Consider the following 24308-nt stretch of genomic DNA (forward strand, 5'->3'; position numbering starts at 1 on the left):
CTTCGCAGGTCAACGGGCTTGCCGGGATACAACCAGGTGGGACCGGGCGGTGGCCAACACCAATGTCGACCCTTGGCCATACCAGAGCGATATGGTGAGGCCGATGGAGCTACGCCACCTGCGCTACTTCGTCGCCGTGGCCGAGGAGCTGCACTTCGGGCGGGCGGCGGAGCGGCTGCACATGGCACAGCCGCCGCTGTCCCAGCGCATCCGCGACCTGGAGCGGGAGCTGGGGATGCGGCTGTTCGACCGCAACCCGCACCGCGTCTCGCTGACCGAGGCCGGCGCGCTGCTGCTGGAGCACGCCCGGGGCGTCCTCGACCGCGCCGACGCCGCCCGCGAGGCCATGCGCCGCATCCGGCCGGGCGCGTCGGGGGTGCTGCGCGCGGGCGTGCCGCCGGACACCACGCCGATGGCGCTCAGGACGCTGGTGACCGGGTTCACCGAGCGCGTCCCCGACGTGCTGCTGGAGCTGCACGAGCTGACCACCGCCGGCCAGCTCGCCAAACTGCGCGCGGAGGAGCTGGACGCGGGCCTGGTCAGGCACCCCTGCGACACGGTGGGGCTGGAGTCGAGCCAGGTCGTGCACCGCAGGCTGGGCGTGGTGCTGCCGGTCGGCCACCGGGCCGCCTGCCAGGACGTCGTACGCCTGCGCACCCTCGACGGCTCACCCCTGGTGATCTTCCCGCGCGAGATGGCGCCGCACCTGTACGACCACATGCTGGAGGCGTGCCGCGACAACGGCTTCCTGCCCAGCGCCATCCGGCACGCCCGCAACCCCGACTTCGTGCACGGCCTGGTCATGTCCGGCCTGGGCGCGCACCTGAACGAGGAGCCCTACGACGAGCTGCCGGCCGGGCTGGTCTGGCGGCCGATCGACGAGCCCCGGCTGACCTGGTCCACCTCGGTGGTGTGGCCGCCGGTGCAGGGCGGCGAGGTGGTCACGGCGTTCGCCGAGGCGGCCCTGGCGGGGCTGCGCGAGGTCGGCCACACCTGACCGGTCCCGGGTCGTCGCCCGCGTGCTGCCGCCGATTTGCCTGTCGCCGCCCGCGTGCTGCCCCAGCCCCCTGTCGGCGCCCCCGCCGCCCCCGCTGCCCCCGGCCGGCTCCTGATCCGGCGGGCGTGTCATCCGGGAAGCGGTCTCCCGCGAACCAAGGGCGAACGACGGTAGTCCAATCCGTTGGAACGGTCCTGGCGGCTGCCAGGGTCGTCGCTCAGGGGTGACGCACCGGGGGCGGTGCACAAGGGGGATCGATGAACATCGGCGCGATGTCGCCGCGGCCTGCCCGGGCCGGGGCGAGACAGGGGACGGCGAGGACGATCGCCACGGCCGTCCTGCTGACGGCGACCTGCGGCGCGGGCCACCTCGCCACGACCGCGGACCCGGCCCAGGCCGGCGCCGGCGGGACCCCGGGGATCTTATCCTCGGGCGCGCGGGCCCAGTGGCTCAGCTCGTCACACGCGGCCGCCCGGAACGTGTGGGCCGAGGCGACCCGGGCGGCCTCGCTCGAACCGCTGATCACCACGATCCACGCGGCCTCCGCCAAGCCGGTCGACTGCCGCCGCGCCAAGTGCGTGGCGCTCACCTTCGACGACGGCCCCGGCCGGTACACCGACGCGCTCCTGCGCCACCTGTCGGCCTACCGGGCCCGGGCCACGTTCTTCGTCGTCGGCCAGAACGTCGCCGCGAACCCGTCCGTCGTCCGCAGGGCGTACGCGGCCGGGCACGAGATCGGCAGCCACACCTGGTCGCACCCCGACCTGACGAAGCTGTCGGTCGCCGGGATTCGCGCCCAGTTCGCCCGTACCGACCAGGCCATCAAGGCGGCCACCGGCGTCCGGCCGAAGCTCGTCCGCCCGCCGTACGGCGCGCTCAACGCGACCGTCCGCCTGCAGACCACGCGGCCGATGGTGCTGTGGAGCGTGGACACCCTGGACTGGCGTCACCGGGACAGCGCCAAGGTGGCCCGCAAGGCGATCAAGTCGGTGCGGCCGGGCAGCGTCATCCTGTTCCACGACATCCATCCCACGACGGTGGCGGCGATGCCGAAGGTGCTGAAGAGCCTGTCCAGGCGCGGCTACAAGTTCGTCACCGTCAGCCGGCTCTTCGGGGGCAGGCCGCCGAGGATCGTCTACAGCGGCGGCCCGCTCGGCCTGACCTGACCCGCCGGCTCAGGCCGTCCGGACGAGGAGGAGCGCGTCCTGTCCCGAGGCGGCGCCCCATACCTCGCCCGGCCTGCCGTGGATCTGGCGCACCCCCGCGGCCTCACCGCTCGCGGGGGTGAACCGCTCCGTGGCGGGGTCGAAGCCGAGCAGCCGGTCGCTGCCGAAGTCGCTGACCCAGACGGTGCCGCCGGTGTCCACGTACACGGCGTACGGCTGCGGGGCGTCGCCCGGCAGCGGCCACTCCTTCCACCGGTCGGTGGCCGGGTCGTAGCGGGCCAGCCGGCCGCCGGTCCACTCGCTGACCCAGACCCGGCCCTCCTCGTCGGACCAGACGCGGCGCGCGCCCTGCCCGGAGGTCGGGGGTTCCAGGACCGTGGCGCGGCCGGTGTCCCGGTCGATCCTGGCGATGTGGCCGCCCGCCAGGGATGCGTAGTAGACGTCGCCGTCCGGCGTGACCGTGATGCCGTACGGGCCCGGTCCTCCGGGGGCGTCGTACACGTCCATGCGGCCGGAGTCGGGGGCCAGCCGCCCGTACACGCCGCTCTGCCCGGTGAACCAGAGCACGCCCGCCCGGTCGAACGCCGCCGTGTTCAGGTCGGCGCCGGCGCGGTCCCCGGGCAGCGGGTAGGTGCGCGGCCGGAGGGTGGCCGCGTCCACGCGGACGATGGCGTTGAGCCCGCTGTCGGTCACCCACGCGTGCCCGCCGGGGCCCGTGATGACGCCGTGCGGCCGGGAGCCGTCGCCGAGCGGGACCTTGGTGACCTCGCGGGTTCCGGGGTCGAGCAGGCCGAGGTAGCCGGCGTTCTGGGCGGTGAACCAGACGCCGCCGTCCTGCGCGGGGGCGACGTCGTGCGGCCCCGCGCCCTGCGGCACGTCGAACCGCTCGACGGCCGGCCCGGCCGGCTGTGGCCGCGCCGTCGCCGACTGCTGCGGGCTGGGCCGGGTCGCTGACGGCTGCTCACCGGCGCAGGCGGCGAGCGTGATCAGCATCGCGAGTACGGCTGCCAGGCGGGTCACGGCTACTCCTTCAGTGATCGCCAATCGTCCACCCCGATCGTCGCCACCGGCTCCCCGCGGCCGGGCGAGAAGACGAACATGTCTCCTTCGGCCGAGGTCAGGCCCGTGGCGCGGTTCAGGTTGAAACCGTGCGAGACCAGCACGGTGTTGGTGCCCGGATCCGGCGGCCGGCGCAGGAGGCCACGCAGGGCGCGGGCCAGCTCCTCGTCGTCGGCGCCGGGGTAGATCTCGTTGATCAGCTCGCGTGTCTCCCGTACCCGCCCGAACGCCAGCTCGGCGGTCTCCCTGGTACGGCGGTAGGGGCTGGCCAGCACCTGCCCGATCGGGATCTCCAGGCGGCGCACGGCCCGCCCGATCTCCCGCGCCTGCTCCCTGCCCCCGGCGGACAACTGGCGCTGGGTGGCGGGGTCGGCCAGGTCGGGGGCGGGGTCGTCCTGGGTGCTCTCGGTCGCGGTGTGGCGCAGGTAGAGCACGTGCCCGCCCCCGCGCAACAACCGCACCAGCCCGGCCCCCGCAACCGCCGACGCGGACCCCGTGGCGCTCGGCGCAGCGCTCGCCGTAGCGGTCGGCACGACGGTTGTCGCGGCGGTCGGTGCGGCGCTTGTGGCGGCGGTCGGTGTGGCGGGTGGCGCGGCAGTGGGTGTGGCGGGTGGGGGCGGTGAGGTCGGGCGCACGGGTGCGGCTCCGCCGCCGCATCCCGTCAGGAGGCAGACGGACGCGAGCAGCGCCAGGCCGGACCTCACCCTCCGGACATTACGCCCACCCACCGCAAACCCATGTAAAGGACCTCCAACAGCTCCAGCCGCACCCCGTGGGAGCCGGGCCGTACCTGAATCCCTGTCACATCCCTTGAACTCCGGCCGCCTGCCCGCCGTATCTGTCGGTGTGAGCGGTGATCGCGCATGAACCCCGACGAGAAAGGAAGCGGCACCGGCAGCAGGGACACCGCGCAGGCCGGGCGGCCCGGCCTGCGCGGGCTGCGTGCGGCGGTGTTCGCCGTCGTCTGCGTGCTCGCCGCTCTGGGCATGCACGTGCTGGCCGGGGGCCCGATCGCCGACCTGGGCACGGTGGTCGCGGCGACCGTGGTGACGGGAGCGGGCGCGTTCGTCCTGGCCCGCCGCCGCAGATCCACCGGTACGCTGCTCGCCGCCTCCTTCGCCGCCCAGTACGGCATGCACCAGCTCTTCACCACGGGCCCCGGCATGGGCCCCGGCATGGGCCCCGCCGCCCTGCCCGATCACCATGGCGGCGGCGGGTTGTATGCCGGGGCCGGGATGCTGCTGGCCCACGTGCTGGTGGCGACGCTGTCGGCCTGGTGGCTGGACCGCGGCGAGACCGCGCTGGCGGCGCTGCTGCGGCTGCTGGCCTGCTCGCTGCACGACCTGTGGGCGTTCCTGACCGCCGCCCGCGACAGCCTGCCCCCGGTGCCCGCCCGCCGGCCACGACCGGTGGCGGCGGGCCCGGCCGCGGGAATCCGCACCTCCCAGGTGCTGGCCTGGGCTCTGTGCCGCCGGGGACCACCGCGCTAGGGGATCGACACCTCGACCTCGCGTGACGTACGGCCGTCTGATGCCGGGCGTCCGCGTGCCCTCATCACGTGACGTACGGCCGTCTGACGCCGGGCGTCCGCGTGCCCCCTCATCCCCTTCGCGCATCCGCGTGGCGTAACGCGCGACCTTCGCCGCACCGCCACGCCCTCACCCCCAGCTCGCAACGCGGCGCGCGCTGTCCACGTACGCGTGCGCGCCTCCGGAACGGAGCCCCCCATGACCTCTGTCGAGACCCGGCCGGAAACCATCCCGCCACCCTCTGCTCCCACCGCCTCCTCCGCCTCCCAGCGTTACCGGGCCGTCTGGCGCTGGCACTTCTACGCCGGGCTGTTCGTCGCGCCCGTTCTCCTCGTCCTGGCCATCACCGGCTCCATCTACCTCTTCAAGGAACCCTTCGAGGAGTGGCGCTACCAGGACGTCCGCACCCTCGCCAGCCCCGTCACCACGGCACTCCCCCTGTCCGAGCAGATCGCCGCCGCCCAGCGCACGCTTCCCGGCTCGCCCGTCATGTCCGTCATCCCGCCCACGTCCCCCGACCGCACCACCCGCGTCATCCTCCAGGGCGCCGACTCAGGCCCCTGGGCGCAGGGCATCTCCGTGTACGTGGACCCGGGCACGGCGGCCGTGGTCGGCCAGATCGACGACGGTGCCACGTTCATGCGGGTCGTGCGGACGATCCACGGCGAGCTCATGTCCGGCACGATCGGCGACCGGGTGGTGGAGATCGCCGCGTGCTGGGCGCTGATCCTCGTCGCCACGGGCACGTACCTGTGGTGGAGCGGCCGGCGTACCCGGAAGAGGGCGACCCGCTCGGCCCGAGGGCGGCTGCGCAGGCTGCACATCCTGGCCGGGGTCGGCGGGGGCGCGGTGGTCGTGTTCCTGGTCGTGTCCGGTCTGCCGTGGTCGGGCGTGTGGGGTGACGGGCTGCAGCGCATCCAGGACCGTACCGGGTCGACCTACCCGAACGCCGACGACTACCCGCACACCTCCACCCCGCCCCTGTCCGGCGACCTGTCCGCCAACCCGGACGCCAAGGTGCCGTGGGCGGCGGAGCGGCTGCCCGTACCCGCCTCGCAGGACGGGCACGCCGGGCACGGCGGGACCCACGGCGTGCTGCAGCCCGGCGCGCTGCCCGTCGAGGCCGCCCTCGCCACCGCCAGGCCCGCGATCAGGGCGTGCCCGCCCGTCGAGTGCGACCTCAAGGTGCTGCTGCCCGACGGTCCCCGGGGCGTCTACACGATCGTGGCCGAACCGCGCCGCGACCCGTCGGCCGCGCAGACCCTGCACGTCGACCAGTACAGCGGCCGGGTGCTGGTCTCCTACGGCTGGGCCGAGTACGGCGTCCTGGCCAAGGCCGTCGAGCAGGGCGTCGCGCTGCACGAGGGCCGCCGCTACGGCACGGCCAACCTGATCGTGATGCTCGGCGCCTGCCTGACACTGATCACGCTGGTGGTCACGGGGGCGTGGATGTGGTGGAAGCGCCGCCCCCGCGGCCGGGCCGGTGCCCCGGCCCGTGCTACGGACCGGCGGACGGCGTACGGGGTGATCGCCATCATGGCGCTGCTCGGCCTGCTGTTCCCGCTGGCGGGCGCCACGATGGTGGCGGTCCTGCTGCTGGACCGATTGGTGCTGCGCCGCATCCCGGCGGCCACCCGCGTACTCGGCTGACGATGCCCCCGGCACCCCAGCGCTCCGGCACGCCCCGGTGACGCGGTGACGCGGTGACGCGGCACCCGACCACCCCGGTGACGCGATACCTCAGCACTCCGGCACCCCAGCACCCCGGTGACGCGGGGCGCCGGACGCGGGACGCGGGGCGCCGGACGGGCGGGGACCGGATCGGAGCCAGGAGCGGGCGGAGCTGGTCCGGAGTAGGGACGCTCAGCGGTAGGGACGCTCAGGGGGCTCAGGGCCGGGGGTGCTCAGCGGGCTCAAGGCCGGGGGCGCTCGGCGGGTCCAGGGCAGGGGTGCTCAGCGGGCGAGGGTCCAGGTGCGGGCCGTCTGGTCGCGGCTGGCGCTGACGGCGATCGGCCGGCCGTCGAGCAGGCCGATCGCCACCGACCAGACGGCATCGTCGTGCCCCGTGAACGGCGTGCCGAGCTGCTTCCTGGTGCGCAGGTCCCAGACCCGGGCCGTCTTGTCCTCGCTGCCCGTCACCGCCACCGGCACCTCGCCCAGGTTGCTGATCGCCACCGACCAGACCGGGGCCGTGTGCCCGGTGAGGGGTGCGCCGAGGGGCTTCCGGGTGGTCAGGTCCCAGACCCGCACGGTCATGTCCTCGCTACCGGTGATCGCCACGGGAACCCCGTCGAGGTTCCCGATGGCGACCGACCGCACCCATCCGGCGTGCCCGGTCATCGGCGCGCCGAGCTGCCTGCCGGTGGCCAGGTCCCAGACCCGCACGGTCTTGTCGTCGCCGGCGGTCACGGCGATGGCCGCACCTCCGACCTGCCCGGCGGCCACCGCCCAGACGGCACCGTCGTGGCCGGTGAGCGGCTTGCCGTACTGCTTGCCCGTACGCAGATCCCACACCCGGGCCGTACCGTCGGCGGAGGCGGTGACGGCGACGTGCCGCCCGCCCATCCGGGCGGTGGCCACCGACTTGACGTCACCGGTGTGGCCGGCCAGGGTGCGCGACCGGCCGGTCCGCAGGTCCCAGACGCGGGCGGTGTCGTCGTCGCTCGCGGTGACGGCGATCGGCGCGCCGTCGAGCTGGTCGAGCACGACCGACCGCACCCATTCCGTGTGGCCGGTCAGCGGGGAGCCGAGCTGCTGGGAGGTACGCAGGTTCCACAGGCGGGCGCTCTCGTCGTCCGAGCCGGTCAGGGCGACGGGCACCCCATCGACCGCCCCCACGGCCACCGCCCGCACGTCGTTGGTGTGTCCCGCCAGGGGGTCGCCGATCTCCGTACCTGGTGGGGTGGCGGCCACGGTGGCCGGCCCGGTGACGAGAACGGGGCTCGGACCGGTCGTCCGTGGCCACATCGACACCACGAGAACGGCGATCACGGCAAGAACAGCGACCCCAGCGGCCAGCACCGCTTGAGGCGGCACCCGTCGCCAGGACGGCGAGGGCGGCGGGGGCGGTTGAGGGAGGGGCGAGGTCACGGCCGGGCTCACAGCGGAGACCGCACTCTCCGCCGCCACCGACCCCGGCACAGCGGCCGAGGCACCCGGCACCGCCACACCCGCCGTGGGCGCCGAGGTGGAGGCGCCCGGCGCTGCTGGGCCTGGAACCGTGGGCGCCGTCGCACCTCCTCCCGGCGCCTGGCCTGAGACACCTGGCGCATCTGCGTCTGCCGCCGGCACGGCGACCGTCCCCGGCTCGGTGGCTGTGGTTTCCGGCGGCGCCGTCGATCCGGCTGAGGCTCCCAGTGCAGTTGCGCCTACGCCTGAGGCTGCGGCTCCAGGTGCCCCTGTCCCTGCCCCTGACGCCGCGCCCGCTCCAGGCGCGGCGGCTGAGGGTGCTGTCGCTGAAGGTGCGGTGGCTGGAGGCGCGGTGGCTGGAGGCGCGGTGGCTGGAGGCGCAGTGGCCGGGGTCAGGGCGCTTGAGGGCGCGGTGGTCGAGGTCGGGGTGGCTGAGGGCGGGGTGGCTGGAGGCGCAGTGGCTGAGGGCGCGGTGGCCGGGGTCGGGGTGGTGGGGGTGGGGTGGCCGGTCAGGGTGCGGACGAGGTCTTCGGCCGTGAGGCGGTGTGCCGGGTTCTTGTCCAGGCAGGCCACCACCAGCCCCCGCAGCGAGTCCGGCACCCCCGACACGTCCGGTGCCTCGTACAGGAGGGCCCGCAGCACCGCCGGCACCGAGTCGCCGGCGAACGCGCGGCGCCCCGTGGCCGCGAACACCATCGTGGCAGCCCAGCTGAACACGTCCGCCGCCGGGCCGACCGAATCCATGCTGACCTGCTCCGGCGCCATGTAGCCGGGCGTGCCGACCGCCCCGGTCTGGGTGACGGCGTGGTCGAGAGCGCGGGAGATGCCGAAGTCGATCACCACCGGCCCCTCGGGCCCGAGGATGACGTTGCCCGGTTTGAAGTCGCGGTGCACGACTCCGGCGCGGTGGATGGCGGCCAGTGCGGTCGCGGTCGCCACCGCCAGCCGCTCCAGGCCGCCGCCGGTGCGGGGCCCGTCCTGCCTGACGGCCCGTTCGAGGGAATCGCCGCGTACGAATTCGCTCACGATGTACGGCCGCTCGTCGTACATCCCCATGTCGAGCACCCGGGCCGTGCAGAAGGGGGCGACCCGGCGCGCCAGCTCCACCTGCCGGAAGAACCGGCGGCGCTCCTCGGCGTCCTCCGACATCCTGCCATGCAGCACCTTGATCGCGACCTGGTCGCCGGACGGGTCGAGCCCCAGGTAGACCGCTCCCTGCCCGCCCTCTCCGAGAAACCCGGTGAGCCGGTATCCGGCGATCCGCCCGAGGTCCTGTCCCGGTCGCGGACGTGACAATGCCCACCTCTTCACCATCTGCGGAAGCCTCAGCACTGGATACTACGATTCACCGCACCCCACCGGATTACCCCAGAAGGCGATATAGACGGTCGAGGCCGAATTTCCGGGAAATAGTCAGAGAAAAGTCACTTATTATTTCCTGGCCCTTCATTTTCCGCGTATGGAAAGTAGTCCAGGCACTACCTCCAAGACGGGCCGTACCGCGATCGAGATCGGCGCGCGGAGCGGCGAGCGTAGGGGGCATGAAACTCATGGCGATCGGTGCGCTGCTCGGCGCGCTCACGACCGTTCCCCCGGCCACCGGCGAGGGCTGGGACGCGTGCCAGGGCGCCGAGCGGCCCAAGGACCTGGAGTGCTCGTCCGTCGAGGTGCCCGTGGACTGGGCCCAGCCCGGCGGCCGCACCATCACGCTGCGCATCGCCCGGCTGCCCGCCACCGGGCAGCGCATGGGCACCGTGTTCAGCATCCCCGGCGGCCCCGGCGGGTCGGGGATCGACGATCTCACGTACTACCGGGGCAGCTTCTCGAAGCTGCGCGAGCGGTTCGACGTGGTCAGTCTCGAACCGCGCAACGCCACCACGTACGGGCGGCTGCCGCAGAAGTGCTTCGCCACCGGGCCGTGGCTCAGCCGGCCCGACACGCGGGGCGAGTACGCCCGGCTCGGAGCGCAGGTGCGCCGGAGCGCGCAGGAGTGCCGGAAGGTCGACCCGGGCTTCTTCGACCGTCTCGACTCGGCCTCCGTGGCGCGCGACATCGACGCGATCCGGGCCGCCCTCGGGGAGGAGCGGCTGAGCTTCGTGGCCACCTCGTACGGCGGGGTGCCGGCCGTCGCCTACGCCCGGCTGTTCCCGGAGCGGATCAGGGCCATGTACCTGGACGGGGCGGTCAACCAGCTCCGGGACGCGATGACGGACGCGCGGGTGCGCTACCGGACGTACGAGGCGCAGTTCGGGCGGTTCCTGGACTGGTGCCGGTCCGGCGGGGACGCGTGCGGCACCGGCATGGAGGCGCGCTGGCGGAAGCTGGTGGCCGCCGCCGACCGGACGCCGGTTCCGGTGAAGGGCGAGCCGGTGACGTACAGCGGGTTCGACCTGCAGGTGGCCGCGATGCCCAACGTGGTGGGGCCGGGGCCGGCGCCGGAGTACCCGCGCTGGCGGCAGCTCGCGCAGGCCATCCGCCAGGCCGAGGACGGGGACGCGGCCGGGTTCGCCAAATACGTGCAGGCGGGCATCGGGAGCCTGAAGCCGCCGTCGTTCGTGGGCATGAACGCCACCCAGTGCGCCGACGGCCTGCGCTTCCGGGACTATCGCGACTACCGGGCCGTACGGGCGATGGGTGAGCGGGTCTCGCCGAACCTGGCCGGGATGGGCCTGTGGCACCGGCTCGGCTGCACCGCCTGGCCGACTCCCGTGACGAACCCGCCCGCCCCGCTGCCCTCCGGCCTGCCGCCGTTCCTCGGCGCGGGCACCTGGACCGACTACGAGGACACGGCGGACATCGTGCGCAGGGTGCCGGGGTCGGAGACGGTCCGGTTCGACGGGCACGGCCATGGGCTGTATCTCACGGGCAACGCCTGCGTGATCGAGCACGCGAACGCGTACCTGACCGATCTTCGCCTGCCCCCGGCCGGAACCACCTGCCGCCCCGCCTAGAGTCATGGAGGCGGGACGGCAGGCGGGCTCAGGCCAGCAGGCCCGCCACCGCCAGCGCCGGTTCGGGGTGGGCGGCGAGCAGGGCGCTCACCTCGGGGTGGCCGCCGCCGCTGCCGGGCGAGCGCCACTCGCCCGCGCAGCCGAGCAGCTCCGCCACCGCGTCGCAGGCCGCCGGATTCCCCATGAGCAGCTCCGCCACCGGCCCCGCCGCCACCGGGGCGGACGCGGCGGGAGCGGGCCTGGGGCGGGCGGTCCACGGCGGCACCCAGGTGTCCACGGCCGTCAGCGAGCCGGGGAACGTGCGCCCGGCCTCGCGTACGAGCACCGGCACCAGCTCTCCCGCCCCGTCCTTCAGCGTCGTGATCAGCTTGGGCAGCCACGGCAGCAGCACGTTGTCCGGCAGCCGCCCGAACGCCTTGGAGATCACCTCCACCACGAACCCCGACAGCGCCGGAGCCGGCTCCATCGCCTGCACGAACCCGGTGATGTACTGCGGGAACGACGGGATGACCAGCGGGTTGGCGAGCAGCTCGTCGCAGCGCGCCCGCAGCTCCTCCAGCGGCAGCAGCCCGAGCTGGTGGCGGGCCGCCCACAGCAGCGCGACCTTGGCCGGCGCCTCCGGATGCGACTGCTGCACCGCGATCTCGAGCTGGGCCCGGTCGCAGCCCAGCGCCAGGGCCAGGCTCTCCATCGAGAACAGGAACCCCAGCATGGCCGCCACCTGCCGCACGCCGGTGTCGTCGTCCACGAAGGACGTCGGCAGCAGCGTGCAGTAGTGCGCGTAACCGGCCGTCACGAACGCCTCGCACCAGGCCGGCAGCTCGGGCTCGTTGGCCCGGTAGTACGCCAGCAGCCGCCGGATCCGGCGCAGCACCTCCGGCGCGTCGTCCACGGTGCGCTCGGCGGCGAGCAGCTCCACCGCCCGCGCCCCGAGCTCGTCGGTGAAGCGCCGGCTGCCCAGGAACAGCACGGCGTCCTCCACCGCCGCCAGCGCCACGGCGGCGGTGGCCTTGGGGTCGCGCACCGAGCGCCGCAGCCGCTGCTCCAGCACCTGCTCGATGGTGACGCCCTCGTAGCCGAGCTCGATGATGGAGCGCTGGTGCTTGCCGAACGACAGGTCCCAGCTCTCCTGGATCGAACGCTCCCCCAGCCTGCGCTCGCCCATGATGGGCCGCACCGCGTCGGAGGGCAGCAGGTAACGCAGCATCCACAGCACATCGGAGCAGGGCACCAGGTCCGGCTCGGCGTTGAGGTCGAGCAGCGCCCGCTGGATCGTCCGCTTCTCCAGGTCGAGCCCGAGCGGCGCGAGCCGGTCGTAGACGTCCCTGGCCAGCGGCGGCAGCGCGTCGTAGCCGACCTCGCCGGCGCGGTCGCCGCCGAGCAGGATCTCGCACAGCCGCCGCACGTCGCGCCGGCCCGGCACGACGTCCTTCTCGATGCAGGTGACGGCCGCGTCCTGGAAGTCGTACGGGGTGGGCCTGGCCCGGTTGCGCATGCCGGCGAGCAGGATCGAGGTCTCGTAGACCGCGATCGCGTCGGCGGTGCTGGCCAGGTAGCCGTTGCGGCGGGCCAGCCGCACGATGTCCACGGACCAGCCGAGCAGCTCGGCCTCGTCGAGGGCGTCGAGAGCGGGCGGCCTGGACAGGAACCCGGTCAGCCTGTCGGCCACCTCGCCCGGCGCCACCGGCGCGGGCAGCTTGGCCGCGCGCTTGCGGGCGCCCTTCTGCCCGGCCAGCTGGAACGGGGTCAGCCTGCTCCGCGTCAGCGCCTTGGCCCACGTCGCCGCCGCGATGGACACCGAGCCGGAGGCCAGCCCGAACTGCGCCTCGATGGCCGAGTGGCTGGACGGGATGAGGCCGTACAGCCATTTCGTCCCGGTGCGCGGGCTGATCTCGAAGGTGGCCGTGGACCGCACGCCGAACTGCTCGACGTGGCTGGCGGCGTGGAAGGCGCCGCAGACGTAGAGGCAGTCGGCCGGGTCGGCGCCGGACGCGGCCAGGTGCTCGCGCATCCTGGTCCACATGTAACGCTCGCGGTCCTCGTCCACGGCCAGCCGGTCGCCGCCGGGGCCGAGCCGGCGGAACAGGCTGCCGATCAGCACCATGACCTGGCGGTAGGTGTCGTAGTCGGCCCCGGACAGGGGCTGCTCGACGTACTGGTCCCACCACTCCGACCAGTGGCGCACCTTGCCGTGGTGCAGCAGGTGCTCCTCCAGCTCGGCGAAGCGGGGGCGCAGGTCGCCGATCTCGACGCCGACCGCGTCGCCGTGCAGGCCCGTCTCCTCCTGCTCCTTGGGGGCGGCCTGCGGATCCTCCTTGGGCGCCCACTGGAAGACGTGGTCGGTCGAGCGGTCCACCAGCACCAGCTCGACGCCCGGGGTCTCCAGCGCGTAGGAGATGGCCTGGTATTCGGCCGACGCCTCGGTGATGGGCGCCACCACGCTGAGCGGCGCCCACTCCTTCGGGAAGCCGTCGATGTCGGTCGCGAACGCCTGCACCGCCACCGGCAACCGGCAGTTGCGCAGCTCCGTCAGCAGCGGCTGCAGGTCCTCGCACAGCTCCAGGTAGATGACCTTCGGCTGCTTCTCGCGCAGCCTGCGCACCATCGCCAGCCCCGAGGCCGGCGAGTGGTGGCAGACCGGGAAGATCTCCAGCTCCTCGCGCAGCGCCCGGTCCACGTCGTCGACCAGGCCCGCCAGGATCTCGGACACGGCGACGGGACCGCCGGCGAACTTCTCGGCGGCGTCGAGGAGCTGCCCCCGGAGCTCGCCGAAGGGGCTCGTCCGACCGGTCATGAGAGCGTGGAGATGGCCTCGCGGCCGCCCTCGAGGAACTCCGGCCACTCCCCGCCGTCCTTCTTGCTGCGCGGCTCGACGACGCCGTGCCAGTATTTGTTGAGGATCGCCAGGTCCTCGGGGCTGCGCCGGGCCAGCGAGCCGACCAGCGACCCGGCCAGCGTCTGGGCGCGCAGCACCCGGTCGCCGAAGAAGTGGCTGTGCAGGATGGCGTCCTCCAGCACGCCGATCTGCTCGGCGGTGGACAGCGCCGACTCCAGCTTCTCGTCGTCGCTGGTGGCCGAGGCCGCCGCCGAGCGCAGGTCGGCGAAGCTCTGCAGCAGGATGTCCAGCAGCGTGGGCGGCAGGTCCAGCTCGATCCGGTGCCTGCGCAGCAGCTCCTCCGTACGGAAGCGGACGATCTCCGCCTCGCTCTTCTTGTTCGTCACGACCGGGATGCGGACGAAATTGAAGCGGCGCTTGAGCGCGGACGACAGGTCGTTGACGCCCCGGTCGCGGCTGTTGGCCGTGGCGATGATGGAGAAGCCGGGCTGGGCGAAGACGATGTTGTCGTCGTCGAGCTCGGGGATGGAGACGTACTTCTCCGAAAGGATCGAGATGAGCGCGTCCTGCACGTCGCTCGTCGAGCGGGTCAGCTCCTCGAAGCGGCCGATCACGCCCTGCTCCATCGCCGTCATGATCGGCGAGGGGATCATCGACTGGCGGGACTGGCCCTTGGCGATGACCATGGAGACGTTCCACGAGTATTTGATGTGGTCCTCGGTGGTGCCGGCGGTGCCCTGGACCACGAGCGTGGAGTTGCGGCAGATGGCCGCCGCCAGCAGCTCGGCCAGCCAGCTCTTGCCGGTGCCCGGGTCGCCGATCAGCAGCAGGCCCCGGTCGGAGGCCAGCGTCACGATGGCGCGCTCGACGAAGCTGCGGTCGCCGAACCACTTCTGCGCGATCTCCCGGTCGAGCCCGTCGGAGCGCTCGGAGCCGAGGATGAACAGCCTGATCATGCGGGGGCTGAGCCGCCACGAGAACGGCTTGGGGCCGTCGTCGACCGACTCCAGCCAGTCGAGCTCCTCCGCGTACTTCACCTCTGCGGGGGCGCGCAGCATATCGTCACTCATTCGCGGGTCTCCTAGGTGAGGAAGTTCTTGAGCTCGAACACGAGCTTGTGGATGTGGCCCGAGATCACCGGAGTGCCCAGGTCCTTGAATTTCTTGCGGAACCACGGCTCGACGCTCTGGACGCCCGAGCTGTTGACCGAGCCGACGGGGATGAACTTCACGCCCGAGCGGTGCACGGCCTCGATGCCGTCGTACAACGGCTGGGAGCGGTCGAACTCGTAGAAGTCGGAGATCCACACCATCACGGTGTTGCGCGGATCGCTGATCTTCGGGCGCGCCATGGCCATCGCCACCGGCCCGTCGTTGCCGCCGCCGAGCTTGGTACGCAGCAGCACCTCGAACGGGTCCTGCACCCACGGGGTCAGGTCGATGGCCCGGGTGTCGTAGGCGATCAGGTGCACGTCGACCTTCGGCAGCCCGGCGAAGATCGAGGCCAGGATGGTGCAGTTGACCATCGAGTCCACCATCGAACCCGACTGGTCGACGACCACGATCAGGCGGGCCGGGGTGGTGCGGTGGGCCGTCTGCTTGTAGTAGAGCCGGTCGACGTAGAGACGCTGGTCCTCGGGGCTCCAGTTGGTGAGGTTCTTCCAGATCGTGCGCTCGACGTCGAGGTTGCGGAAGACCCGCTTGGGCGGCACCGACCGGTCGATGACGCCCGCGCTGGTCTTCTCCACCTGCGTGCGCAGCACCTCGGCGACCTCGTCCACGTATCGGCGGATCAGCGCCTTGGCGTTGGCCAGCGCGACGCCCGACAGGTTGGACTTGTCGCGCAGCAGCTGCTCGATGAGCGACATGCTCGGCGTGAGTTGCTTGGCCAGGGCCGGGTCGGCGAGCACCTCGCGCAGGCGCATGCGCTTGACCAGGTCGCCCTCCAGGCCGGCGAGCACCTTGGCCAGCTCTTCGCCGCCCGGGCTGTGGCGCAGCCCACCGGCCTCGCAGCCCATGCCGCGCTCGAACCAGGCCGCGTCCTGCTTCCAGCTCTCCAGCTGGGCGGCGGTGACGTTGCCCGAGCCCGTCGAGAACACGTTCAGCAGCAGCTTGGAGACGAGTGCGGCGCGACGCACCTCGTCGCCCGCCTCGTGCCCCGTCTCGGCCATCAGGCCCTGGAACTCGGCGGCCAGCTCGGGGAAGCGCTGCACCAGGTTGTCCACCGACACCCCGGGGTCGAGCAGCGCGAGCGGCAGGCCGAGATCGCCGACGATGCCGAGGCTGGAGGTCTCCAGCGCGGGCTGCTCGTCGGAACCGAACAGCCGGGACAGCAGGCGCCAGTAGAGCACCTGGCGCCGGGTCTGGTCGGCGGTCTGTGACGCTTCGGTCGTCTCGGTCATTTCCGCAGCAGCCGTCCCGCCCGTTCGCGCAGCACGGCGACCACGTCACCGGCCCTGGCCTCGGCCTTGACCACCTTGGGGTCGGTGGGGCCCATCGCCCAGTCGCCGTTGTGCGCGGTGACCGGCTTCTTCTTGACCGTCGCCTGCACGGCGAGCGGCTGGAGCGACCACTGCCCGGCGTCCCAGCGCAGCAGCCCTAAGCAGGCCGTGGAGGCCTTGACCAGCTCGGGGGTGAGCGGGCCCGCGGACGGCAGCCGGTCGAGGTCGAGCCTGATCGTGTGACCGCCCAGGTCGAACACCCGGCCGTCGGTCTTGTAACCCTCGACGAGGACGGGCTCGGCGATGCGCACGGGATGCCGGTCGAGCGGCGTCACCGGCGGCGCCGTCACCTCGGCGAGCTGCACGCGCGCGATGGCGAACGGGTCGGCCTCCTCGCCCGCGCGGGCCCGGTCGTCGTGCCACACCAGGTCGCCGCCGGACAGCAGCGGCATGTCCGTGATCTCCACGGCCCGGTGCTCGGCCAGCGCGGCCAGCAGCACGGGGTGGCCGCCCAGCAGCCGCCACAGGGTCGGGCCGACGATGGTGTCGACCTTGGCGGCGGCCACGCTCGTGCGTACGAGCCGGGCGGGCGCGCCTCCGGCGGCCTCCAGGATGCCGTGGACCTGGACGCGTACGGCGGTGGCGTGCTCGTGGACGTCGGCGCCCAGGATCAGCAGCCGCCCCGAGACCCGCTCGCCCCCGGCGCTCCAGGGACCCCGCTGGGACAGCAGCATGGCGCGCGTCCACAGGTCGGCCCATCTGCGGACGGGCACGCGCTCCATCGTCGCGACCGGGCACGAGGCCCGCAGCTCGGTCGCCAGCCCGTCGAGCAGCACCGCCAGCCCGCGCAGCTCGGGCACGGCCAGCAGCGCCTCGATCGTCTGGTCGGCGGAGGAGACCAGGTCGTGGTCGACGCCGCGCCAGCCGACGATGGCCAGCTCGCGCAGCCAGACCCGGCACCCGGCGAGCAGGTTGTCCGCCACCTCCGCCGTGTCGCCGTCGGGGTCGCCGGCGGGCTCCCAGGCCGCTCGCGTGCGGCCCAGCGCCGCGTCCAGGCGGCCGAGCAGCGCGTCGTGGACCGCGCCGAACAGCGCCGCCCGCGCCCCGGCCAGCGCGGCCAGATGCTCGTCGCCGACCGACCCCGCGCTCACCTTCTCCACGGCCTCGCTCACGCGCTCGCCGACGGGGGTGCCCGCCAGCGCGCCCGCCAGGGCGGACAGCGCCGCGGCCGGCTCCTCCCCGATCCGGGCGAACCCGTGGGTGAGCGCGCCGTCGAACCCCGCCACCAGGTCGAGCGCCTCGCCGGCCCCGGAGGGAGCCGCGCCGAGCAACTCGCTCAGCTGTACGTCGAGCATCAGCAGACCACCTCGCCAGCAGATCGGTCGGGCATCAGCGCACCGCCCCCATCGACGGGAACCAGTGCAGTTCGGCCAGCGGCGCGGTGCTGTCGGGCACCTCCAGGTAGGCCAGGTGGCGCAGGAACCGGCTGAACACGACGGCCGCCGGGGTGCGCTCGACGTGCCCGCTGACGTGCTGCATCAACCGGCCGCCCTCGGGGACCTCGACCCGCAGGTAGCGGGCCACCCGGTCGAGCCCGTACTGCACGACCGCCTCGTCGGCCAGCTGGTTGATGTGCTTGCACGCGTAACCGTGCAACGCGCCGCACGGCCGGTTGTTGTTGGTGCTGCAGCTCAGCGCATGAGTGCCGGCGGTGATCGACGAGACGTAGACCCGCTCGATGTCGGACCCGCTCGACACGACGCCCTGCAGCCGGCCGTCGGCCAGCTCGACGAAGGGCACCTTCGCCAGCTTGCGCGGCTCCACGGGTGGCACCACCCGGAGCACGCTGCGCTCTTCCCACGCGGTTGTGTCCGCGTCCACGGCCTCAGAACCTCCCGCCCCGGCCGGTTCGCGGGCGCGGGCGGGGGTGCCCGGGCCTGCACGACCGGCTGATCGAATGATCCGGGAACTTACCGGAGGGCACCGACAGATCGGGGCTAAATGATCAAACCCTGTGGCGGGCCGGGTTTCCCGGCTTTCGGGCGCGCGCCTGTGCTCCGGAAATTGTCCATAATATTGTCAACCGAGACATGTACGCACGGCGCCGGGAGGATCGCGTGACCCCAGGGTCCCCGCGGGAGGAAACGCTGACCGACCGGGTCAGGTCGGCCATACTCGACGGCGATTTCGTGCCCAACCAGCGGCTCGTCGAGGCCGACGTCTGCGAGCAGTTCGGCGCCCCGCGGGCCGCCGTGCGCGAGACGTTCAAGGAGCTCGCCGGGGAGGGGCTCGTCGAGATCCTCCGGAACAAGGGGGCCCGGGTCCGGGCGATCTCGAAGGCGGAAGCCGTGGAGATCACGGAGGTGCGGATGGTCCTCGAGGGCCTGTCGGCCGCCAAGGCGGCGGAACGGGTCACGCCCGAGCAGGCCGGGGAGCTGCGGGAGATCGTCACCGACATGCGCACGGCCGTGGAGGCGGGGGACCTGGACCGCTATTCGGAGCTGAACGCCGCCCTGCACGCCAGGATCCGCGCGATCGCCGGGCACCGTACGTCGGCGGCGATCATCGAACGGCTGGGGGCGCAGGTGGTGCGGCACAAGTTCCGGCTGGCCCGGCAGCCGGGGCGGGCCGGGGTGTCGCTGCCGCAGCACGAGCTGATCGTGGCGGCCATCGTGGCCCGCGACCCGGAGGCGGCACAGACGGCCATGCAGCAGCACCTCCGCAGCGTCGCCAAGGCCCTGGAGGCCAGCCCCGACTGACGCCCCCATCGCCCCGGCACCCCCGCCCCGCCGGACGCACCCGCCCGACACACCCGTCCGGCACCCGTCCGGCACCCGCCCCACGCCTCGTCTGACGCCCGCCCGACGCCCGTCCGGCACCCCGCCCGACGCCCGCTCGACACCGTGTCCCACGCGCCGTCGGCTCGGGACGCCAAGGTCCCGGGAGGGTGACGGTCCGGAGGGCAGGCCGGCGGGGGTGCGGCGGGTGCGGCAGGTGCGGCGGGTGCAGCGCGGCGGGGCGGTTACGTGGGGGGGCGGTTACGTGGGGGGGCGGTTACGTGGTGGGGCGGTTACGTGGTGGGGCGGGTGTTCGGGGCGGGGATGGGTGGGGTGCCGGTGCGGGTCGCGTGGTCGAGGGTGACGGTGGTGGCCTCCGTCATCGTGCGGGGTACGCCCAGCTCCTCCAGCATCCGCGTGGCCGCCTCCATCTCGTGCACCCGCCGTACCCCGTGCTGCCCCGCCCCCCGCAGCAGCCGGACCACGAACTCCTCGTCCGCCTCCGTCACCGTCTCCAGCGCGTGCTCCCAGAACCACTCCCCCAGCCCCGCCGCCCGCGCCGCCCGCTGCGCCTCGATGACCAGCGCGCTCAGGCCCTTCACCAGCACGCTGCGCAGCAGCTTCCGGGCGGCGGCGTCCCCGGGTGAGCCGCCGATCGGCGTGACGTCCATGCCGTGGCCGCCGGCGAAGGCGGCGAACCGGTCCGCGTGCTCCCCGCTGGCCAGCACCGGCGTGGCCAGGCCGCGCAGCGGGATCGGGGCCATGATCGCGCCGTCCACGACCGCCACCCCGTCCGGCTCCAGCAGCTCCGCGATCCGCCGCTTGTCGCCGGGCGCCCCCGTGGACAGGTCGGCGTAGAGGACACCGGGCTTGAGATGGGGCCGGGACTCGGCGCAGGCGGCGAAGCTGTCGGCCCCCGTGGTCACGGCGATCACGACGTCGGCCCCGCGCACCGCATCGGCGTTGCGGGCAACCAGCTCGCAGGAGGGCAGGCTCCCCGACGGGTGGGCCGGGTCGTACACGCGTAGGCGCACGCGTGGTGCGAGGCCGTCCGCGAGGACGTGGCCGACCTCGCCGTAACCGAGCAGCGCCACCTGGGGTCCGTCCATGAGCATCCTCCACCACCACGGCTCCCCGCCTCAGAGGAGCCACATGGTTGACAATATTGTCGGATCTTCCCGCCAGCCAGCCAGATACCCACCCACAACGCCCACATTGGCGATGAAAGTGTTGACAATCCGTCCGTTCGGCTCTTAGCGTCGGCAAGTGACCTCGGAAAAGACCTTCCCCCGCACCCTCCTGGTGATCAGTGCCCACGCGGGCGACTTCGTCTGGCGCGCCGGCGGCGCGATAGCCCTCGCCACCGCCCGCGGCGAGCACGCCAAGGTCGTCTGCCTCAGCTTCGGCGAGCGCGGCGAGTCCGCGAAGGCGTGGCGCGCCGGCCGCACGCTGGAAGAGATCAAGGCGATCCGCCGCGAGGAGGCGCGGAACGCCGCCGCGGCCCTGGGCGCCGAGATCGAGTTCTTCGACGCCGGCGACTATCCCCTGGTGGAGAGCCAGGAGCTGGTGGACCGCCTGGTACGCGTCTACCGCGACACCGAGCCCGACGTGGTGCTCACCCACCCGCTGGCCGACCCGTACAACGGCGACCACCCGGCGGCGGCCCGCATGGCGCTGCAGGCGCGCGTGCTGGCGCAGGCCGCGGGCTACGACGCGCCCGGCGAGCCGCTCGGCGCTCCGCCCGTGTTCTTCTTCGAGCCGCACCAGCCCGAGCAGTGCGACTTCAAGCCGGACCTGCTGCTCGACATCACCCCGGTCTTCGACCGGAAGCGCAAGGCGATGGAGTGCCTGCCGGCCCAGCAGCACATGTGGGACTACTACACCGACCTGGCCAAGCGCCGCGGCGTGCAGCTCAAGCGCAACGCGGGCCCCAACCTGGGGCTGGCGCACGACACCATGGGCGAGGCGTACATGCGGCTGTACCCGCAGGTGACGGACGTGCTCGCATGAGGAACGTGGTCGTCACCGACATCCCGCGCTCGGCTCCCGGCCGGGTCGACGCCCTGGCCGCGTACGGCGTGGCGACCGTGCACGAGGCCCTCGGCCGCACCGGCTACCTGGGCCCCGGGCTGCGTCCCGCCTGGCCGGGAGCGAGGACGGGTGGCAACGCGGTCACCGTGCTGTGCTGGCCGGGCGACAACCTGATGATCCACGTCGCGGTCGAGCAGTGCCGCGAGGGCGACCTCCTGGTCGTCGCCACGACCTCGCCGTCCACGGACGGCATGTTCGGGGAGCTGTTCGCGACCGCGCTGAGGCACCGCGGGGTGCGCGGGGTGGTGATCGACGCGGGCGTGCGCGACGTGGCGGAGCTGCGGGCGATGGGCTTCCCGGCCTGGAGCGCGGCCGTCAGCGCGCAGGGCACCGTGAAGGCGACCCCGGGCGCGGTCAACGTGCCCGTCACGATCGGCGGCCAGCTGGTCCGGCCGGGCGACACGGTCATCGCCGACGACGACGGGGCGCTGGTGTGCCCACGCGCGGACCTGGAGCGCGGCATCGAGGCGGCCGCCGCGCGGGCCGCCAAGGAGGCCGCCACGCGCGAGGCGTTCGAGAAGGGCGAGCTCGGCCTCGACCGGTACGGGCTGCGCGAGCGCCTGCCGGAGCTCGGCATCACGTACATGACGGCGGAGGAGTACGACCGTGCCCGATGACGGTGTGCCCTGCATGCCGATGCGGGGGCGGCACCTCGAAGGGCGCCTACATCCTGTACGTCTACGAGCCCGGCGGCCACCGCATCGAGCTGTGCAACCCGGGGACCAGGCTGATCCTGGCCCCGCCGGTCAGCCCTGCTTGACGGCCTCCCAGGTGGGGTGCTCGCCGGGCGCCAGCTCGACGAAGTCCGGCAGGTCGCGCAGCGCCTCCTCGGCGCCGCCCGGCGTGTACGTCGCGATGATCCGCATCGGCCGCCACCCCGTGTTGAACGTCGAATGCATGGTCCCCATGGGGATCCACACGGCGTCACCGGCCCTGACCGCGAACTCGGGCCCGTCGCCGACCGTCTGGCGCCCCTCTCCCTCGATGATGTAGAGGATCTCGTCGGAGAAGGGGTGCTGGTGGCGGTCGTGCCCCTTGTTCGGGTTGATCACGACCTCGCCCAGCGTGGACGAGGCGCCGGGCACGCTGCCGGGCGTCACGTGCCATTTGATGGAGCCCCAGTCGAAGAGCATCGTGGGTACGGAGTCCGGTTCGCGGTGCATGGCGTGGTCCCTCCTACGCGGGCAGGTTCTTGAAGGCGCGGAGCTGGTCGGCGATGGCGCGCTCGGCGGGCAGGCGCTCCATCGACGAGGCGCCGAAGAAGCCCGCGACGCCGGAGGTGCGCTCCTGGATGTAGCGGACGTCGTCCGGCTCGGCGATGGGGCCGCCGTGGCACAGGACGATGACGTCGGGGTTCACGGCCACGGCGGCGTCGTGCATCTCCTGGACGCGGACGGCCGACTCGTCGAGGGTGAGCGCGGTCTTGGCCCCGATGCTGCCCTTGGTGGTCAGGCCCATGTGCGGCACGAGGATGTCGGCGCCCGCCTCCGCCATGGCCGTGGCCTGCTCGGCGTTGAACACGTAGGGGGCGGTGAGCAGGCCGCGCTCGGCCGCCAGCCTGATCATCTCGACCTCCAGGTCGAAGCCCATGCCGGTCTCCTCCAGGTTCGCCCGGAAGACGCCGTCGATGAGGCCGACGGTGGGGAAGTTCTGGACGCCGGTGAAGCCCATCGCGTTCAGCTGGTCGAGGAACTGCGGCATGAGCCGGAACGGGTCGGTGCCGCACACCCCGGCCAGCACGGGGGTGTCCTTGACCACCGGCAGCACCTCGCCGGCCATCTCGACCACGATGGCGTTGGCGTCCCCGTACGGCAGCAGCCCCGCCAGCGAGCCGCGCCCGGCCATCCTGAACCGGCCGGAGTTGTAGATGATGATCAGATCCACGCCGCCGGTCTCGGCCGCCTTGGCGGACAGCCCCGTGCCCGCGCCGGCCCCGATGATCAGCCGGCCGGCCTTCCGCTCGCCGTGCAGCCTGCCGAGCGCCTCGTCCCGGTTCATGCTCTTCCCTTCTGGATCAGCTCGTGCAGCCGGTCGGCGGCCGCAACCGCGAACCGGGGCCGGTTGATGTCGTCCTCGCTCTCCACCACCTGCACGTCGCTGCCCGCCACGGCCCGCAGCACGGCCTCGAAGCAGGCGGCGTCGGCCGCCGGGTCGTGGAACGGGCCGCCCTCGACGTCCACGGCGGAGACGCCGCCGCGCGGGACGAACAGCGCGACCGGCCCGGTGGCGGCGGCCAGCTTGGCGCCGATCGTCCGGCCGAGCTCCGCGTTCTCGGCCGGCGTGGTCCGCATCAGCGTCACGGTGGGGTTGTGCACCAGCAGCAGGCGGTCCCTGAACCGCTCGGGCACGGTGTCCATCGGGCCGAAGTTGACCATGTCCACCGCGCCCAGGCTGACCACCTGCGGCACGCCGGCGGCCCCGGCGGCGGTCAGGCGGTCGGGCCCGGCCGACAGGACACCGCCGACCAGCTCGTCGGCCAGCTCGGTGGTGGTGAGGTCGAGCACGCCGGCGAAGTAGCCGCTCGCGACGAGCGCCTCCATGGTCCGCCCGCCGGATCCGGTGGCGTGGAACACGAGCACCTCGTAGCCCAGCTCCTCGAGCCGGGCGCGGGCGGCGTCCACGGCGGGCGTGGTGACGCCGAACATCGTGGCCGCCACCAGCGGCCGGTCGTCCTGCCCCGCCTCGCGCGGACGGCGGTCGTCCTGCCGCGCCCCGCCCGGGCGGCGGTCGTCCTGCCGCGCGCCGCCGGGGCGGCCGGCGGCCGCGCGGGCGTCGTACGCGGCCGCCATCGCGGCGATCGCGGCCGCCGCGTTGCCGAGGATCTGGCGGGAGATCGAGTTGATCCCGGCCACGTCGACGACGCTGTACATGAGCGTCACGTCGCTCTGGCCGACGTACGCCGACACGTCGCCGCCGGCCATGGTGGAGACGAGCAGCTTGGGCAGCCCCACGGGCAGTGCCGCCATGACGGCCGCCGCGATCGAGGAGCCGCCGCTGCCGCCCAGCGCCAGCACGCCGCTCAGCCGCCCCCGCGCGTACAGGTCGCGCGCGACGGCCGCCGCCCCGTCCGCCATCGCCCGCAGCGCGGCGCCACGGTCGCCCGCGCTCCTCAGCCGCTCCAGATCGCTCCCGCCCGCCTCGGCGACGTCCGCCGCCGTCACGTCGGGGGTCAGGGACGGGGTGCCCATGACGCCCGCGTCGAGCAGCACCACCTCCTGGCCCGCGGCGGTGACCAGGTCACGGACGTAGGCGTACTCGCCGCCCTTGGTGTCGAAGGTCCCCAGCAACAACACGGCCATGCGCCGACCCTCCTTCGAGCCCCGGTTCGCTGCC

21 protein-coding genes are annotated in these 24308 nt (G+C 73.3%); 9 read left to right on the plus strand and 12 right to left on the minus strand.

Translation table 11 applies throughout. The features are described 5' to 3' along the window. Window positions 1–103: 103 nt before the first annotated feature. Window positions 104–997, plus strand: coding sequence for a LysR substrate-binding domain-containing protein (locus ACBJ59_RS19955; protein ID WP_375111705.1), 894 nt, complete (start codon window positions 104–106; stop codon window positions 995–997). Window positions 998–1254: 257 nt separating this feature from the next. Then, entirely contained in the window at window positions 1255–2163 is a 909-nt protein-coding gene (locus ACBJ59_RS19960; RefSeq protein ID WP_375111706.1) for a polysaccharide deacetylase family protein, read from the plus strand. Between the two features lie 9 nt (window positions 2164–2172). Here the strand turns inward: ACBJ59_RS19960 and ACBJ59_RS19965 are convergent, their stop codons facing one another. Both ACBJ59_RS19965 and ACBJ59_RS19970 read right to left on the minus strand, forming a co-directional pair. Beyond that, complete coding sequence (locus ACBJ59_RS19965; RefSeq protein ID WP_375111707.1) at window positions 2173–3183, minus strand: hypothetical protein; 1011 nt, start codon at window positions 3181–3183, stop codon at window positions 2173–2175. Window positions 3184–3185: 2 nt separating this feature from the next. Next, entirely contained in the window at window positions 3186–3683 is a 498-nt protein-coding gene (locus tag ACBJ59_RS19970) for a histidine phosphatase family protein (protein WP_375111708.1), read from the minus strand. 402 nt (window positions 3684–4085) lie between these two features. Between ACBJ59_RS19970 and ACBJ59_RS19975 the strand changes: the two genes are divergently transcribed. Then, window positions 4086–4712, plus strand: a complete 627-nt coding sequence (locus ACBJ59_RS19975) for a hypothetical protein (RefSeq protein WP_375111709.1) — start codon at window positions 4086–4088, stop codon at window positions 4710–4712. A 237-nt stretch (window positions 4713–4949) separates the two neighbouring features. Continuing rightward, window positions 4950–6401: a PepSY-associated TM helix domain-containing protein gene (locus ACBJ59_RS19980; protein ID WP_375111710.1), complete on the plus strand. Its 1452-nt coding sequence runs from the start codon at window positions 4950–4952 to the stop codon at window positions 6399–6401. 303 nt (window positions 6402–6704) lie between these two features. Here ACBJ59_RS19980 and ACBJ59_RS19985 read toward each other — a convergent pair whose 3' ends face one another. Continuing rightward, window positions 6705–9176, minus strand: a complete 2472-nt coding sequence (locus tag ACBJ59_RS19985) for a protein kinase (RefSeq protein ID WP_375111711.1) — start codon at window positions 9174–9176, stop codon at window positions 6705–6707. Between the two features lie 245 nt (window positions 9177–9421). Here ACBJ59_RS19985 and ACBJ59_RS19990 point away from each other — a divergent pair, with 245 nt between their 5' ends. Continuing rightward, on the plus strand, window positions 9422–10831 hold the full coding sequence (locus ACBJ59_RS19990; protein WP_375111712.1) for an alpha/beta hydrolase: 1410 nt from the start codon (window positions 9422–9424) through the stop codon (window positions 10829–10831). A gap of 28 nt (window positions 10832–10859) precedes the next feature. Here the strand turns inward: ACBJ59_RS19990 and ACBJ59_RS19995 are convergent, their stop codons facing one another. The 5 genes from ACBJ59_RS19995 to ACBJ59_RS20015 are packed head-to-tail and all read right to left on the minus strand — an operon-like array spanning window position 10860 to window position 17988. Further along, complete coding sequence (locus ACBJ59_RS19995) at window positions 10860–13625, minus strand: DUF5682 family protein (protein ID WP_375111713.1); 2766 nt, start codon at window positions 13623–13625, stop codon at window positions 10860–10862. Beyond that, the gene (locus ACBJ59_RS20000) at window positions 13622–14737 is read right to left on the minus strand and encodes an AAA family ATPase (RefSeq protein ID WP_375111714.1); all 1116 of its coding nucleotides are present in this window, start codon (window positions 14735–14737) and stop codon (window positions 13622–13624) included. The genes ACBJ59_RS19995 and ACBJ59_RS20000 overlap by 4 nt, the downstream gene beginning before the upstream one ends. An 11-nt stretch (window positions 14738–14748) precedes the next feature. After that, window positions 14749–16068: a VWA domain-containing protein gene (locus ACBJ59_RS20005; RefSeq protein ID WP_375111715.1), complete on the minus strand. Its 1320-nt coding sequence runs from the start codon at window positions 16066–16068 to the stop codon at window positions 14749–14751. Next, window positions 16065–17462 carry a hypothetical protein gene (locus tag ACBJ59_RS20010; protein ID WP_375111716.1) on the minus strand — a complete coding sequence of 466 codons (1398 nt, stop codon included), beginning with the start codon at window positions 17460–17462 and terminating at the stop codon, window positions 16065–16067. Before ACBJ59_RS20010 ends, ACBJ59_RS20005 begins: the two co-directional genes overlap by 4 nt. Window positions 17463–17496: 34 nt before the next feature. Then, on the minus strand, window positions 17497–17988 hold the full coding sequence (locus ACBJ59_RS20015; protein WP_375111717.1) for a hypothetical protein: 492 nt from the start codon (window positions 17986–17988) through the stop codon (window positions 17497–17499). Between the two features lie 236 nt (window positions 17989–18224). Between ACBJ59_RS20015 and ACBJ59_RS20020 the strand changes: the two genes are divergently transcribed. Further along, the gene (locus ACBJ59_RS20020) at window positions 18225–18866 is read left to right on the plus strand and encodes a GntR family transcriptional regulator (protein WP_375111718.1); all 642 of its coding nucleotides are present in this window, start codon (window positions 18225–18227) and stop codon (window positions 18864–18866) included. Between the two features lie 311 nt (window positions 18867–19177). Here ACBJ59_RS20020 and ACBJ59_RS20025 read toward each other — a convergent pair whose 3' ends face one another. Then, the gene (locus tag ACBJ59_RS20025) at window positions 19178–19993 is read right to left on the minus strand and encodes a DUF1932 domain-containing protein (protein WP_375111719.1); all 816 of its coding nucleotides are present in this window, start codon (window positions 19991–19993) and stop codon (window positions 19178–19180) included. A gap of 157 nt (window positions 19994–20150) precedes the next feature. On the opposite strand from ACBJ59_RS20025, the gene ACBJ59_RS20030 reads away from it, so the two are divergent. From ACBJ59_RS20030 to ACBJ59_RS20040, 3 genes are read left to right on the plus strand one after another with little or no spacing between them, the layout of a single operon-like run. Beyond that, the gene (locus ACBJ59_RS20030) at window positions 20151–20894 is read left to right on the plus strand and encodes a PIG-L deacetylase family protein (protein ID WP_375111720.1); all 744 of its coding nucleotides are present in this window, start codon (window positions 20151–20153) and stop codon (window positions 20892–20894) included. Beyond that, complete coding sequence (locus tag ACBJ59_RS20035; RefSeq protein WP_375111721.1) at window positions 20891–21592, plus strand: 4-carboxy-4-hydroxy-2-oxoadipate aldolase/oxaloacetate decarboxylase; 702 nt, start codon at window positions 20891–20893, stop codon at window positions 21590–21592. Before ACBJ59_RS20030 ends, ACBJ59_RS20035 begins: the two co-directional genes overlap by 4 nt. Further along, window positions 21589–21735, plus strand: a complete 147-nt coding sequence (locus tag ACBJ59_RS20040; RefSeq protein ID WP_375111722.1) for a hypothetical protein — start codon at window positions 21589–21591, stop codon at window positions 21733–21735. The genes ACBJ59_RS20035 and ACBJ59_RS20040 overlap by 4 nt, the downstream gene beginning before the upstream one ends. Here ACBJ59_RS20040 and ACBJ59_RS20045 read toward each other — a convergent pair. Genes ACBJ59_RS20045 through ACBJ59_RS20055 form a run of 3 tightly spaced genes read right to left on the minus strand, consistent with a single transcriptional unit; the run spans window position 21722 to window position 24274 of the window. Next, window positions 21722–22138: a cupin domain-containing protein gene (locus ACBJ59_RS20045; RefSeq protein ID WP_375111723.1), complete on the minus strand. Its 417-nt coding sequence runs from the start codon at window positions 22136–22138 to the stop codon at window positions 21722–21724. The two genes, ACBJ59_RS20040 and ACBJ59_RS20045, sit on opposite strands and share 14 nt — an antisense overlap. Before the next feature lie 13 nt (window positions 22139–22151). Continuing rightward, complete coding sequence (locus ACBJ59_RS20050; RefSeq protein WP_375111724.1) at window positions 22152–22973, minus strand: phosphoenolpyruvate hydrolase family protein; 822 nt, start codon at window positions 22971–22973, stop codon at window positions 22152–22154. Next, complete coding sequence (locus tag ACBJ59_RS20055; protein WP_375111725.1) at window positions 22970–24274, minus strand: Tm-1-like ATP-binding domain-containing protein; 1305 nt, start codon at window positions 24272–24274, stop codon at window positions 22970–22972. The genes ACBJ59_RS20050 and ACBJ59_RS20055 overlap by 4 nt, the downstream gene beginning before the upstream one ends. Between the last annotated feature and the right edge of the window lie 34 nt (window positions 24275–24308).

It is taken from the genome of Nonomuraea sp. MTCD27, from assembly GCF_041950495.1.
In the GTDB taxonomy this organism is placed as follows: domain Bacteria; phylum Actinomycetota; class Actinomycetes; order Streptosporangiales; family Streptosporangiaceae; genus Nonomuraea.

Bases quoted from the DNA above. Each gene is read 5' to 3' on its own strand.
- ACBJ59_RS19955 (WP_375111705.1), top strand. From the start codon at position 104: ATGGAGCTACGCCACCTGCGCTACTTCGTCGCCGTGGCCGAGGAGCTG.
- ACBJ59_RS19960 (WP_375111706.1), top strand. From the start codon at position 1,255: ATGAACATCGGCGCGATGTCGCCGCGGCCTGCCCGGGCCGGGGCGAGA.
- ACBJ59_RS19975 (WP_375111709.1), top strand. From the start codon at position 4,086: ATGAACCCCGACGAGAAAGGAAGCGGCACCGGCAGCAGGGACACCGCG.
- ACBJ59_RS19980 (WP_375111710.1), top strand. From the start codon at position 4,950: ATGACCTCTGTCGAGACCCGGCCGGAAACCATCCCGCCACCCTCTGCT.
- ACBJ59_RS19990 (WP_375111712.1), top strand. From the start codon at position 9,422: ATGAAACTCATGGCGATCGGTGCGCTGCTCGGCGCGCTCACGACCGTT.
- ACBJ59_RS19995 (WP_375111713.1), bottom strand. From the start codon at position 13,625: ATGACCGGTCGGACGAGCCCCTTCGGCGAGCTCCGGGGGCAGCTCCTC.
- ACBJ59_RS20000 (WP_375111714.1), bottom strand. From the start codon at position 14,737: ATGAGTGACGATATGCTGCGCGCCCCCGCAGAGGTGAAGTACGCGGAG.
- ACBJ59_RS20005 (WP_375111715.1), bottom strand. From the start codon at position 16,068: ATGACCGAGACGACCGAAGCGTCACAGACCGCCGACCAGACCCGGCGC.
- ACBJ59_RS20010 (WP_375111716.1), bottom strand. From the start codon at position 17,462: ATGCTCGACGTACAGCTGAGCGAGTTGCTCGGCGCGGCTCCCTCCGGG.
- ACBJ59_RS20025 (WP_375111719.1), bottom strand. From the start codon at position 19,993: ATGGACGGACCCCAGGTGGCGCTGCTCGGTTACGGCGAGGTCGGCCAC.
- ACBJ59_RS20035 (WP_375111721.1), top strand. From the start codon at position 20,891: ATGAGGAACGTGGTCGTCACCGACATCCCGCGCTCGGCTCCCGGCCGG.
- ACBJ59_RS20040 (WP_375111722.1), top strand. From the start codon at position 21,589: ATGACGGTGTGCCCTGCATGCCGATGCGGGGGCGGCACCTCGAAGGGC.
- ACBJ59_RS20045 (WP_375111723.1), bottom strand. From the start codon at position 22,138: ATGCACCGCGAACCGGACTCCGTACCCACGATGCTCTTCGACTGGGGC.
- ACBJ59_RS20050 (WP_375111724.1), bottom strand. From the start codon at position 22,973: ATGAACCGGGACGAGGCGCTCGGCAGGCTGCACGGCGAGCGGAAGGCC.
- ACBJ59_RS20055 (WP_375111725.1), bottom strand. From the start codon at position 24,274: ATGGCCGTGTTGTTGCTGGGGACCTTCGACACCAAGGGCGGCGAGTAC.